8 protein-coding genes are annotated in these 14,598 nt (G+C 48.7%); 7 read left to right on the plus strand and 1 reads right to left on the minus strand.

All coding sequences use genetic code 11. The features are described 5' to 3' along the window. Nucleotides 1-349 precede the first annotated feature (349 nt). On the minus strand, nucleotides 350-1,705 hold the full coding sequence (locus AC1DE7_RS17525) for a dipeptidase (protein ID WP_076253298.1): 1,356 nt from the start codon (nucleotides 1,703-1,705) through the stop codon (nucleotides 350-352). Between the two features lie 215 nt (nucleotides 1,706-1,920). Here AC1DE7_RS17525 and AC1DE7_RS17530 point away from each other — a divergent pair, with 215 nt between their 5' ends. From AC1DE7_RS17530 to AC1DE7_RS17560, 7 genes are all read left to right on the plus strand, one after another. Further along, nucleotides 1,921-4,326, plus strand: a complete 2,406-nt coding sequence (locus AC1DE7_RS17530) for an AraC family transcriptional regulator (protein ID WP_477534884.1) — start codon at nucleotides 1,921-1,923, stop codon at nucleotides 4,324-4,326. Between the two features lie 347 nt (nucleotides 4,327-4,673). Then, nucleotides 4,674-5,588 carry an ABC transporter permease gene (locus AC1DE7_RS17535; protein ID WP_074097016.1) on the plus strand — a complete coding sequence of 305 codons (915 nt, stop codon included), beginning with the start codon at nucleotides 4,674-4,676 and terminating at the stop codon, nucleotides 5,586-5,588. Between the two features lie 12 nt (nucleotides 5,589-5,600). Continuing rightward, complete coding sequence (locus AC1DE7_RS17540; RefSeq protein ID WP_017692544.1) at nucleotides 5,601-6,488, plus strand: carbohydrate ABC transporter permease; 888 nt, start codon at nucleotides 5,601-5,603, stop codon at nucleotides 6,486-6,488. A gap of 18 nt (nucleotides 6,489-6,506) precedes the next feature. Continuing rightward, nucleotides 6,507-8,012 carry an extracellular solute-binding protein gene (locus tag AC1DE7_RS17545; protein ID WP_127548220.1) on the plus strand — a complete coding sequence of 502 codons (1,506 nt, stop codon included), beginning with the start codon at nucleotides 6,507-6,509 and terminating at the stop codon, nucleotides 8,010-8,012. A 33-nt stretch (nucleotides 8,013-8,045) separates the two neighbouring features. Continuing rightward, nucleotides 8,046-11,498: a glycosyl hydrolase gene (locus AC1DE7_RS17550; protein ID WP_477534885.1), complete on the plus strand. Its 3,453-nt coding sequence runs from the start codon at nucleotides 8,046-8,048 to the stop codon at nucleotides 11,496-11,498. 17 nt (nucleotides 11,499-11,515) lie between these two features. Beyond that, a complete protein-coding gene (locus AC1DE7_RS17555) occupies nucleotides 11,516-12,337 on the plus strand; it encodes a polysaccharide deacetylase family protein (protein ID WP_127548224.1) in 822 nt (273 codons plus the stop codon). A 90-nt stretch (nucleotides 12,338-12,427) separates the two neighbouring features. After that, nucleotides 12,428-14,572: a glycoside hydrolase family 88/105 protein gene (locus tag AC1DE7_RS17560; protein ID WP_477534886.1), complete on the plus strand. Its 2,145-nt coding sequence runs from the start codon at nucleotides 12,428-12,430 to the stop codon at nucleotides 14,570-14,572. Nucleotides 14,573-14,598: the final 26 nt, after the last annotated feature.

Below are 14,598 nucleotides of genomic sequence, written 5' to 3' on the forward strand. Positions count from 1 at the left end.
AACCAAAGAAACAAGAAACAAGAAACAAGAAACAAGAAACAAAAAAACAAAGAAATAAATTAAATCAAAAAAGACGACCCGAAGGCCGTCCTTTGTTCTCCCCATTACACTAACCATTCAATAGTTAGTCTCAATCCTAAAATCAGTCATGCAAGAAGCTGCAACGTAGTGAAGGGGACGAAATCGATTCTGAAGAAGCGGAGCGTTCGCCTTTATCACCGGATTTCTCCCTTTAGAAAGGGAATCAAGGAAATCCGGGGATAACAGCGATCGAAAGAACGATTCGGCACCGGAACGTCCACTCAGCACCTTGCCCAGCACTTATTTTAGTAATGTTGAGCCCGAACTATTACAAACTCTTCAGAAATTGAACAATCGTCAACAACCCTTTATCAAAGTTCTCCAGGTTGAAGTGCTCGTTCGGTGCATGCAGGTTCTCATCCGGCAAGCCAAAGCCCATCATAACAGCAGGGATTTCGAGTACACGTGAGAGTTTCTCAACAATCGGAATGGAGCCGCCATCTTTGGTAAAGAGGGCACGAACGCCATACACGTGCTCATACGCGTCTGCTGCTTTTTGCAGAATTGGATTGGAAGGATCGGTGTTGAAAGCAAAAGCTTTTTCGATCTGTTTCACATGCAGCGTTGCACCTGGTTGAACGTGAGCGCGCAGATGTGCTTCGATACGATCCAATACATGTTGTGGATCTTGATCCGCCACGAGGCGGCATGTAATTTTGGCATGAGCTTCCTTCGGAATAACCGTTTTGCTGCCTTCGCCCTGGAAACCACCCCATACGCCATTCAGTTCCAATGTTGGACGAGCGCCAACACGTTCCACGAACGAGTAACCTTCTTCGCCGTACAATTGCTCCAGCCCAAGGTCTTGACGAAGCTGTTCTTCATTGAAGCCCTGTTTCACAAATTCTTCTCTCATCTCAGGAGACAGTGGCAGTACGCCGTCGTAGAAACCATCTACACTTACACGGCCTTGCTCATCATGCAACGAAGCGAGCAGTGATACGAGTGCGTGCAGTGCGTTAGGTACACCACCACCAAATGAACCGGAGTGCAAGTCGGTATTGGCTGTGTTCAGATCCACGTGAAGCGAGCAAAGGCCTCGCAGGCCAGTGGAGATAGCCGGTTTACCTTTTTCAAGTAGAGATGTATCCGAGATCAGTATCATGTCTGCACGTAGCTTGTCTGTATGTTCATTCAGATAGATGGGCAAGTTCGGGCTGGAGATTTCCTCTTCGCCTTCAATGCAGAACTTGATGTTAACTGGCAGTTCTTTGTTTTCGGCGAGAATGGCTTCTACTGCCTTGATATGTAGGAAGATCTGTCCTTTGTCATCCGTTGCACCACGGGCATACAGCTTGCCATCACGAACGGTAGGTTCAAAAGGAGGTGTCTCCCACAGGTTAAGTGGATCAACAGGTTGTACATCATAGTGTCCATAGATCAGAGCCGTTGGTTTGCCGGGTGCATGCAGGTGATCTGCATAGACAATCGGATGTCCAGCCGTTTGAATGACCTCTACGTTTTCCATGCCTGCACGTGTGAGCGCATCTGCTGCCCATTGTGCTGCACGGTTAATATCCTCTTTATGCTCTGAAATGGCAGAGATACTTGGAATGGACAACCATTCATTCAGTTCTGCCAGGTGTTTTTCTCTATTTTGTTCAAAATAAGTCTGTTCTTTCATTAAAAAGGCCTCCTTCATGTTTGCTATATCTCATTGTAATCCATTTTGTCATGTTAATAAAACATTGGTTAAAAAAATGATCGGTTACAGATCGTTTCATTCACCTGAGGAATGTGCGTATAATACAAGAAAAGGATTTCATCCATATATTCTCAGGGGAGTTGAGGAAGTTTCCATGACAGTCAGACTCGATGCAAGCAGGCAGGTGAGCAGCGATGGAACCGACTAGGAGCGATCGAATATTTGGCAGATTCAAGCGGTTATCCGAGTTGAAGGCTGGAAGGCATAAAGGACGATTTTATCGAAACAGCCTCATGCTTATTTTACTCATTGCCAGCATTCCCGGACTAATCACAGGTATCGTCATGTATCAACAGGTTGTTGGCCGGATGGAAACCGAGTTCAATCAGATGCACCAGAACCAGATTGAGAACCGGGCACGTAATGTGGATGACCAGCTGGCTTATCTGGAGATGAACTTATCCCATTGGGCTTTTGAACCGAGGTTTGGCAATGCACTGCGAACGTTGGATTTTGTATATTATTTCAATGAAACGCAGGAGATTGTGACTACCTTATACGTATTACAAGGTTCTCATCCACTGATCAAGTCAGCACAGCTGTATTTGCAGGAACCGAAGCCAATCTTGTTTAATCGGGATTATACCGAATTGAACGATGAAGCGAAAGTACAAGCCTATGATCGATACCTTTCCATGGGGAACCACGTGTACTGGACAGACTGGGTTTCCAGCATCAACAGAGACACCGAACCTTCGACCAACGATAGTCCACTGCATACGGATGCAGGCAATGCACTTGTTCTAGTACATAAGATACCGGGGGAGAGCATTAATCCGTTTGGTGCACTGATCATCACGCTGGATAACGAGAAAGTCGCCAGTTTATTGAAAACGCTTACTCCTTATGACGAAGGTTTGACGTTCCTTATGGATCAGGAAGGAAACACACTGGTTACCGGGAATCCGGGAACGGCGGGAGAGACTTCTGCTTTTGAGCAGCAGCTAAAAGAAGAAGTAGCCCTGCATGCGGGCAGCCGCTCATTCCTGTTCCGATATGAGGATCAGACCTATTCTGTCTCATACGGTTCATTGAGCCGGATCGATTCAGACTGGACTTATGTCTCCGCAGCACCTCTGACCTCAGTCACTTCGCCAGTCAAACTGGTATCCAAAATCATCGTCATTGCGAGTGCAGGCAGTCTCATCCTGGGATTATTGTTATCCTGGTTTGCTTCCCGCCGCATCTATTCGCCTGTAGCACGGATGCTGCATCTGCTTACGCCTGGCAGAAACGAAACAACACCAACGGATGCCAAGCTGGACGAGTTTAAGCTGCTGGAGCAACAGTGGAACGAACTGACCTCCCGCAGTGTCACGGCACATCGCCAATTGCAGGAACAGCTTCCTCATCTGCGCGACAGTTTTGTCTTACAACTTGTGCAGGGGCATCTATACGCCTATAACGAGCAGGATCTCCAGCAACGCATGCGTCATCTCGGATTTGAGTTGGAGGGCCAGCAGTATTTGCTGGTGCAGATGTATTTTACGGGGTACGAGCAGCTGCAAGGCAGATTTGGAAGCCAGGACACGGGATTAGTCACCTTTGCAGCAGTGAATATTACACAGGAAGTTGCGAAAAATTATTTCAGGCAGATCAGTGTCATGAACTTTCATGACCTGTCATCCGCCATGCTTGTGATCGCTCCCCAGGACGAACCTGTGAAGTCACAAGCGTTGTTATGGGGACAGGAACTGGTGGAGGTCATTGGACGTACGCTCAAAATGAAGGTGACCTTGATGGTCAGTCGCCCAGCGGCTTCACTACAGGAACTGCCCGGACGATTCGTCGAGATGGAACAGGCCGTGGCTTATCGCAGTGTGGAGGAAGGAAGTCAGATTCTCGATCTGGAGGATGAGGCATGTTTCTGCAGAAACGAAGCAGCTTCCTATCCGCTTGGGCTGGAACGGGAGTTGTTACAGGCGGTCAGGCTGGGCAAACAAGTCGAAGCAGAACGTGTGCTGGAACAATTCATGAGTGAGATTACGCGGACGGGCAGTACCGAATTTCAGGTGCAACAGATGATGCTTCAATTGCTTGGCAGCATTCAGCACATGATGTTGCAAACGGGTGTCACACCTTATAAGCTGTTTGGTGGTTACAACATGTATGAGCAACTATCCGGTATTCGTGAACCTGTACAGATGAAGCAATGGATGATGAATGAGGTACTCATACCTTATATACAAGAGGTTGAGGTACGATCGCAGGAACCACTGAAACTGGTGGTGGAACGAACGATGTTGTACATCGATACACATTACCGCAACGACATCTCGCTGGAAAACTGTGCTGACGAGGAGCAGATGACACCTTATGCACTGAGCAAGGCATTCAAACAGGTATCGGGCATCAATTTTATTGATTATCTGACACGTGTGAGAATGGATGCGGCGAAGCAATTGTTACGGGAGACAACGATGAAAATCAATGATGTTGCGGCAGCTGTGGGATATCAGCATAGTTATTTTAATCGGATCTTCAAGAAACAGGAGGGAGTTACCCCGAGTCAGTATCGCGATCAATGGTTTGGACAATAAACTTTTATATCTTTGTCATTTCAGACCGGCATTCAGCTTTAGCGAATGTTGGTTTTTTCTTTTTTTACCGTGATACAAAGAAGGATAAACCCGCAAAAATGTGCAATTCTACCCGCTACGTTATGTGCAATTTCTTGTGAAAATGGCGTTATAGTGGGCTTTTCGGCCATCATGTCGTAGCAATGCAAAAAATGAAGGTTGCCGGAAACCAGGCGTCTGTATAGTCTGAATAACAGGTTAATTGATAACGCTTACATCATTGAGGGAGGGGAGACATGATGAACGGGAAGACGGACTGGAATACCAACGGCACTGCAACCACCCAAGCGGATAGGGCCACAAGGCCCATGAGACGAGAGTCCAATTGGAAAAGGCAGATCAAACGAAACAAGTGGTTATATGTGCTTGTGCTTCCCGGCTTTTTGTACTTTGTCATCTTTAAATACTTGCCCATGTGGGGGATCATCATTGCCTTTCAGGACTACCAGCCTTTCCTGGGCATCCGGGAGAGTAACTGGGTAGGGCTAGAGAACTTTACGAACTTTTTCTCCAATCCGGACTTCTTCCGACTATTACGTAATACGCTGGTCCTTGCCCTGTATGATCTCATCTTCTTTTTCCCGGCACCAATCATTATCGCTTTGTTATTAAATGAAATTCGGGTCGCTTTCTTCAAAAGAACGATTCAAACGCTGGTCTATGTACCCCATTTTGTATCGATGGTTATTATCGCGAGTATCACGTACGTGTTCCTGACCCCGCAGGGCGGGGTGTTATACGACCTGATCGCCTGGATTACAGGCAAGCCCATTGATGTACTCTCCAGCCCGGGTTCGTTCCGCCCGCTCATTATTGTTCAGATGATGTGGAAGGAGATGGGTTGGGGCACAATCATTTTCTTGGCAGCCCTCGCAGGTGTAGATACGGAACAATATGAAGCCTCCATTGTGGATGGCGCTGGACGATTACGGCGGATGTGGCATATCACACTTCCAGCCATTCGTACGACCATAGTTATTTTGCTCATTCTCAGGCTGGGGAACTTCCTCGATACCGGATTTGAGCAGATCTATCTGATGACCAACTCCCTCAACCGGGATGTGGCGGACGTATTTGATACGTATGTGTACACGGTGGGGATTACGCAAGGTGCATTCAGTTACAGTACCGCTGTGGGACTATTCAAGTCTGTGGTGGGGATCATTCTGGTACTTGGCAGTAATAAACTTGCGAAAAAATTCGGCCATCCCGGAATTTATTAAGGAGGAGCGCCCATGAACAGCCGTCTATACAACAGCCCTGCCGGCAAGGTATTTGATATCTTCAATTACGTCATGCTGGGGATTCTGGGCATATTAACCGTCCTTCCGTTCCTGTATATTATAGGGAATTCTTTCGCAACGGAAGCCGAGATCACCGAACGCAGTTTTTTCCTCATTCCGAAGGTGTTTTCCTTCAGCGCGTATGAGTACATCTTTTCATCGTCCACGATCTTTCGCAGCATTGGTGTTTCCATTTTCATCACGGTGGCAGGTACACTGGTCAATCTGTTCTTCACACTAACGATGGCCTATCCACTATCCAGAAGTGACTTCTGGGGTCGTAACGTCATGATGAACATGGTGATTTTCTCGATGTTATTTGGCGGTGGCATGATTCCAACGTATCTCGTCATTCGTGGACTGGGACTGCTCGATTCTTACTGGGCCCTTATGCTTCCTGGCGCGATCAGCGCTTTTAACTTAATAGTTGTCAAAAACTTTTTTCAGCAAATGCCGCCCGGGCTGGAGGAAGCGGCCCGCATCGATGGCTGTTCGGATTTAGGCGTGCTGTGGCGAATCGTTCTGCCTTTATCCAAACCGGTCATTGCCACGTTTGCTTTGTTCTACGCCGTAGGCCACTGGAACAATTTTTTCTCGGCACTGCTGTACATTTCCGACAGTGACAAATGGCCGCTGCAAGTCATGCTGAGACAGATCGTGTTACTTTCGCAAGCCAGTGTCGGAGATATGGCAAACATGGACCCCAATTTTGTACAGCCACCAGAACAGTCAATCAAAATGGCGGTGATCGTTGTAGGTACCATTCCGATTTTGCTGGTGTATCCGTTTTTGCAGAAGCATTTTGCCAAAGGTGTCATGTTAGGTTCAATCAAAGGCTAAAGCCAAGGGGGAGAACGTATGGGACAAAAAACGGGATTCAAAAAAGGTGCACTGTTACTCTCTGCGTCACTGGTATTGAGTACAATTCTGGGAGCATGCTCCACGGATAAAACAGGTTCAGGGAGCGCTGCCGGTGGCACAGACGAAATTACCATTATGCTTCCGAACTTCGAAGCGGAGAATCCGCCGGAGAACAGCCCGGTCATCCAGAAGCTTGAAGAACTGACCAAGGTGGATGTGAACTTGCAGTGGGTGCCGAGCAGCTCGTACGAAGACAAATTCAACATCACACTGGCCTCGGGAAAGCTTCCTCAGATTATGGTGGTCTTAGGGAAGTCCCCAAGTTTCATTAATGCGGCCCGAACCGGGGCTTTCTGGGAGCTGGGTCCTTATCTGAAAGATTATCCGAATCTGAGCCAAATGAATGAAATCATCACTAACAATGCTTCAATAGATGGCAAAACCTATGGAATCTACCGGGCACGCGCCCTGGGACGTAATGGGGTCACAATCCGCAAAGATTGGCTGGAGAATCTGGGGCTGGAAGAGCCAAAGACGATTGATGAATTTTACAATGTATTGAAAGCGTTCACGAAGGATGATCCAGACGGTAACGGCAAGGATGATACGTACGGTCTGGTTGCCAGCAAGTTCACGGGTCCATGGGATAACATGCAGGTATGGTTCGGTGCACCCAACAAATGGGGAGATGATGGCAGCGGAGGTCTGATCCCGGCGCATGAGACACCAGAATACATGGAAGCCCTGAAATTTTTCCGGCAAATTTATAGCGAAGGTTTGGTGAACAAGGACTTTGCCGTGATGGATGCAACGAAACTGCCTGATCCATTTGTGAATGGGCAAGCCGGTGTCATGGTGGATGTAGCAGATAATGCGCAGCGGATGGATCAAAAAATACTCGATAAAGACCCCAATGCGACAGGACGCGTGGATGTGCTGCAAGCGATGGAAGGTCCAAAGGGATTGCGTGATATGCCAACGTCTGGCTACTCTGGCCTGATTGCGATCTCCAAAAGCAGTGTCAAAACGGAAGAAGATCTGAAGAAGGTACTGAGCTTTCTGGATCAGCTGAATGAACCGGAATTGCAGGCATTGTTGTACAACGGACTGGAAGGCAAGCAGTATGAGAAAAAAGAAGACTACATCATACCAAGCACTGACAAGCTGGCGCTGCGCGACCTGCAGGGTTTAAATCAGATTTTGATGTTTGTGCCGGAAGACAGAACGCTTCGTGTCCAACAGACACCTGTCCGCGAAAAGGTTGCACAGGTGCAGAAAGCCAACGAAGAGATTGTCATTGCCAATCCTGGCGAACCGCTGATCTCTGATGTTTACGCTCAGAAAGGACCGCAGCTGGACAATATCATCAACGATGCGCGGATCAAATATATCGTGGGTCAGATTGATGAGAAAGGATTCGAAGATGCTGTTGCCCTGTGGAAGAATAACGGCGGAGACGATTATGTGAAAGAAGTTAATGAACTGTACGCTGCACTGAAGTAGTTGGAAATTATGACTTCCTGAATATGGTTTTTGATGTATAATCAAATCGAAAAAAACCTATTTGAACTGAAATGGACATTATTGGTAAAGCTGGATACCACACACTCTTGGACACGCAGGGAGGAAGGCAACATGTGGAACGGGGATGCTTTTGAAAATCCCGAGGCGCAGTACAGGGTCCATCCCTTTTGGTTCTGGAACGGGGATATGGAAGAAGAACAGATTAAGCGGCAAGTGGCTGAGATGGCGGCGCAAGGTGTAGGTGGTTTCTTCATCTGTCCACGTCAGGGACTGCAAATTCCCTATCTGTCGGAAGCGTGGTTTGATAAGGTTCGGATTGCAGTGGAAGCGGCGGATGCTCACGGCATGCAGGTATGGTTATATGACGAATATCCATATCCAAGCGGGATGGCTGGTGGGGAAGTGACCCTTGATTTTCCTGAAGCGAAGCAACGTCAGCTCGTGCATCATCAGTTGGTGGTTCAGGGCGGAGAAGCTGTGGATCTGGAGTTGCCATGGGGAAGAGTCTTGGTTGCCAAGGCGATTCCCAAGGATGAACAGGGCAAACGGTTGTGGCATGAATCCATTGACTTGCGCAGCAAAATCGGCAATATCCAGACCGATCAGGTGTATCAGGAGACCGGACTCACATCGTATAACCGCAAGCGGTTCTTCACCTACCGAACAGCGTTCCGCTTGTTGTGGGATGTTCCCCCAGGTGATTGGGAGTTGATTATATTTCAAGAAATGGAGATCGACGATTTCAAATATTACGGCAACTTTGTTGATCCTTGCCACAAGGAAGCGATGAGTCGTTTTATTGAACTGACACATGAGCGTTATAAGTCAGCGGTTGGAGATCAATTTGAAAGCGTAATCAAAGGCATGTTCTCGGATGAGATTGCACCGCTGGGCCGTATTCCCTGGTCACCACAGCTTCCCCGTTATTTCAGCGAGCGTTGTGGTTATAGTCTGATCGATTCGCTACCGGCCCTGTTATATAGTGATGTTCCGGACGCGCATCGGATTCGGTATGACTACTATCAGTCCCTACACCTGCTTCTCAGGGAGTCCTATCACAAACAGGTGCATGACTGGTGTGAGGAAGCAAGAATCCAGTACGCGGCAGAGGTGCCTGGCGTACGGATGACCACCCAGTTGTTCAGTCATATGCCAGGTGGTGATTCGGCCCATGAGAAAATTGGGCGATCCTTATCGTGGATTCTGGAACGGTATGGTCAAAAGATGCGTGACAATCCCAAGATGGTCAGTTCGCTTGCCCGGCAATTGGGCCGAAGCCGCAATCTGATTGAATGTTTTCACAGTGTAGGCTGGTCGATGACGCTACAGGATGCGAAATGGATGATTGATCGAATGGCCGCCATGGGCACTAATTTCTATAACTTTCATGCCTTTTTCTATACGATTGGTGGGCTTGCGAAGCATGACGCACCACCGTCTCAATTTTTGCAGAATCCCTACTGGAAGCATTTCCGGCAGTTAGGGGATTACACCGGACGGTTGAGCTATCTCATGAGCACCGGAACAGCAGACATTCGTATTGCCGTGCTTGACCCAACGACGACATTCTGGAGTCTGATGGGTAATCCGCTGCATGGATTTGAGTATAGCGGCGAGGACGAAGCAGAACGGGTACAACTGGAGCGCCTGACGAAGGACTGGATGAGGATAACGACACTTCTGCTCGAAAACAGACGTGACTATGATCACCTTGATCCCGAATTGTTGGCTGAAGCTGACTTAACGGATGGTATCATTCAGATCGGCGTTGCCCGTTATGACGTATTAATTCTGCCACCGATGCTGAATCTGGAGGCCGTGGCCTGGGAACAGGTGAAGCGATTTGTTCGGCAGGGAGGAACTGTCATCTCTGTTGGGATGCCTCCGCATATTGCCATTCAGCAGGGAAGTCCAGAGGGAGATGAAGCTGCCCAGTTCTTTGGTGCGGGCGAGCAACCGCAAGAGGTGTACTGGGGCCGTAGCGTGACAACAGATCACGATAACCGTGAAACCATGTGGCATCAGGGTGAGGGGAATGCTTATTTTCTACCCGCAGGAACAGGACAAGGAGATGACTTTTCGCTGGGGCTAATCTCTCTCCTGCTCGATCAGGTATTGCCGGAACCCATCTGCTGGATCATGGAGGAGGAAAGTGCCTCCCTGCTGATGCACACCCGTCAATTGTCGGCTGGAGAGCACATGGTTTTTTTGACCAATCAGGAGGGTCAGGACCTGAAGGGTCAATTGAAGCTGGTCGCCAGACAGCTGTGGGAAGGAGCGGATCTGACAGAGGGCGCTTGTCTGGTGGCAGAACGACTTGATCTGGAGACAGGGCAGCTTCAGACATTGCCGTATACGAGCAGTGGTGGGGAATGGTGCATTTCACTAACACTGGCGCCTTATGAAGCGCATGCTGTTCGTCTTACTTTACAACCTGCGAAGGAAGAGGCATCAACAACGAAGGTGGATGTAGCAGACAAAACGGGTTCGGCGTTCGTAACGGATGTATTGGCAGGAGCTAATCAAGCCTGTAAGATCAAGGTCCCTTCGGAAGGGCCATGGCGACTGGAAACGGTGCAACCTAACATTTTGCGAATGGGACAATTCCATCTTCAGGCTTCCAATGTTAATGGTGTGATTCTGGAAAGCCAGCATGTAGCTGTAAAACCGTTTATTGATCAGGCGGCAGAATTATCGGAGCAGCAGCATCTGCCAGTCCAGTTTAATCAGATATTTGGCACACCGAAAAAAGCATCCTTAGCCTATCCCATCGAATGTCGATATACGACTACATTTGAGCTAAGAACGGCATTGCCTGCATGTTTGTTATTTATGGACAGAGCGGCGATTTCGGGCACTTGGTCGATGGAGATTAATGGGCAACCACTTGGAAAAGAACAGTTCGATCCAATCGAAATAACCGACCACAATAACATCGCTTGTGATATCACGGAGTTGTTGCACAGCGGTCTCAACGAAATGACGGTGATTGTACAGGTAACGAAAGATGAGGATGGCATCGTGGATCCCTTGTATCTACAGGGAAGATTCGGCGTGGAGTTCCATCATGAAGGCATGGTTTCACTCGTACGGGAACCGGACACGGCCCTTTGCATCGGACCTGAACCGCAGCCGCTGTATCCCCATTTTGCCGGGGAAATGAGTTATAAATGCACGTTCTGGCTGGATGAGTCAGGGGAAGATATTACCTCGTTTGAACTGGAATTTAGCGATTGGCGTGTGCAGGATGTGGTGGAAGTGCGGGTAAACGGACATAGCCTGGGTGTAAGATGCTGGTCTCCGTATCGTTGGAAGGGAGAGACCTCCTGGTTGCGTCCGGGAGACAACGACATTGAAGTGCGGATTACCAACACATTGATCGGCCTGCTGGAAGGTACGTATTTTGATTCGGAACATCATCGATTACAGGATGCAGGTCATGTACCTGTTGAAGAATTGGGATAAAGGAGTGGAAGTAAGGGATGGGACATCGTATTCAGTTCGACCGCTATCCAGGTGGTGTGATGAAAGCGTTAACGCTCAGTTATGACGATGGAGTGGTGCATGATCGCAGACTGGTGGAAATCTGTAATCGGTATGGTCTACGGGGAACCTTTAATCTGAACTCCGGTACCCTGGGTAATCCAGGCCGCATTGAGGCTGGGGAAGTCGCTGAACTTTATACGGGGCATGAAGTAGCCGTTCACACGGTTACTCACCCTACGCTGCCTTATGTTCCGAATGAACTATTGACCGAAGAGATTATCGAAGACCGAAAAGCATTGGAGCAGCTCGTCTGTTATCCGGTACGAGGCATGGCTTATCCCAACGGAGGGTACGACCGTGCGTTAAGTACAAAGCTGGAGTGGCTTGGCATTGATTATGCCCGTACCGTTGAATCACATGGCAGATACACGTTGCCAGATCGGCCGCTTGAATGGCATCCGACGTGTCATCATAACCATGATCTGGCGGGGCATGCCAAACGTTTTATCCAACATTCCAAAACAGGTACGCCACTATTACTCTACGTCTGGGGTCACAGTTATGAGTTCAATGACAACGACAATTGGGAGATCATCGAACAGTTCGGTGAGCAGATTGGCGGCAGGGACGATATCTGGTATGCCACGAACATCGAAGTGATTGCCTATTGGAAAGCGGTGCAACGATTGGAGTGTTCAGCAGATCGCTCCATCATCCATAATCCGTCTGCCATCCCGGTTTGGTTCACGGCTGACCAGCAGGTTGTTGAAGTGCAGGGTGGAGAAACATTGCGGCTAAGCGAACGAATCAAGGTATAAGGAAGGGAGCTGACGATCATTCGTTATTTTCATGAGAACGAGGCGATTGCAGGCAAGGTATACGATTCAATTCCGGATATATTAACTACGGTGGCTCAGCGTTATATTGGCGATCATCCGAAACATTCCTTTTTGTTCAGAGCTTATCATCAGGGAGGTTTTCGTAGACTTGGAGATTATCGTTACGACCTGAATCTGAATGAGAAATGCGTTGGGGCGCATGCAGGGCAGTACGTGTATGTATGGGGCAAGTTATGGAGCGAGCAGAATACAACGTTAAATACGGGCTTGAACTGTTATAGTCCGGTGACGATTTACGTGAACGGTGAAGAGGTATTCAAGTCTGAGCTGTTGCAGGAATTATTTCCCGAGCGAAGAACCCAGATTCCGATTTCCGTGAACTATGGCTGGAATGATGTATTGCTGTGTTTTGTCAAAACAGAAGTGGGATTCGGCGGTATCTACGGAACAGCCTCGTTCAAAAATTTCCCGCTGCACTTCCTCACTCCTGGGGTAGATCGTCAGGGTCAGGAGGGCTGGTTATATTCGGAACCCGTCGATGAACCTGTAGTATCTCTTCCTCGTGACGGCATGACGGAAGAAGAAACGGGTCTTACCTGGTATCCGCGCAGGGGCTGGACAGATGAGGAGCAGAGCATGGGTTCTTTTGCCCGCATCTTTGGTACAGAAAAGCCCGCTGTTGCCTACGCATGGTCCAGATTGGATGTAACTTTGCCAGGAACATCACCAGTTATTTTAAAAGGTCGTCATGATGGAGCTTTGACTCTGTATGTGGATGGTACGGAAGTATACTCTGCTGGAGGTAGCGGTAACTTCCGAGTTGAACTCGCACGCCGTTACGGTTCATCCGATCTGGTCGCGAAAGGTGAAATCCAGGCAGTAGGCGGTTCATGGGGATTCACGTTGGAAGATGCCGAGCGTTCGGATTCCAAAGGCTGGAGACTGAAATCGCCTCATCCGGTTGCGGGATGCTCTGACCCCTGGCTGTACACGGGTGTGTTTGCTCCCGGTGCTGAACCATCGCATGCCGACATCGTGCGAACAGATACCGTATTTGATGATGGCGCACAAGGTGTGTATTGGCGGGTAGATCTTCCCGACACCCATGTTCGTCCTTACCTGGAAAATACACATTACGGAAAGTGGAATTATCCACTTGGCGTTACCCTGCTTGGACTGCTACAGACGGGACAGGAATTGGGACGGGATGATTACATTCAGTATGTGCGGCAACATATTGAACTGAGTACTTCATTTGATCGCTATGGTCTGTGGGATCGGGAAGGGTACGGTGCGGCAGGGATTAATAATCAGCTGTCTGCCATCGACAGTCTGGATGATTGCGGTTCGTTTGGATCTACACTGCTCGCTGCGATGGAGCTGGGCGATATTCGTGGGGGAAGAGATACCGCGGATCGGATTGCGGGCTACATTACGGATGAGCAGGAACGTTTGGAGGATGGTGCCTTTTACCGGGTTCGCGGCAGCGGAGAGATGCGTCAGGAGACGATGTGGTGTGATGACTTGTACATGAGTACACCTTTTCTGATGCGTTATGGTCAGTTGACAGGAGATGCGACGTATTGGGATGATGCGATCAATCAGTTCCTGATGTTCCGTAAATACCTCTATCTTCCCGATCAACAGATCATGTCCCACGTGTATGATTTTGTGCGTGGTCGGGCGACAGGTATTCCATGGGGACGGGGGAACGGCTGGGTGCTATTTTCATTAACCGAATTGTTATCCATCCTGCCACATGATCATGTGAAACGGTCGGAACTATTACAGTTCTATCGTGATTTAAGTGAAGGTTATTTGGCGTTGCAAGGGGAAAATGGACTATGGCATCAGGTTCTGAACCGCCCGGATTCATATGAAGAAACCTCCTGCACATCGATGTTCGTCTACGCCTATGCCCGTGGTATTCGGGAAGGCTGGCTGGAACAGCCAGAGCCCTATCTGGAGGCAGTACGCAAAGGATGGTACGGCATGACACGTTTGTCGATTGACTATAAAGGCAATATATACGGGGTATGCCGGGGTTCCGGGTACTCGTTTACCGCCTTGTATTATCGCGATGATCTGGGCTGGAATCTGAACGATACCCATGGGATCGGCATTGTGCTCTTGGCAGGCATTGAATTGTATAAAATGAACCAGAAGCTCCGTGAGGCGCATATCGATTCTTCGGTTACAGCCGCGCAGCGCTGATGTTTGACGCAACTGAACGGATATTT

The sequence above is a fragment of the Paenibacillus sp. 10L310 genome (assembly GCF_056395745.1).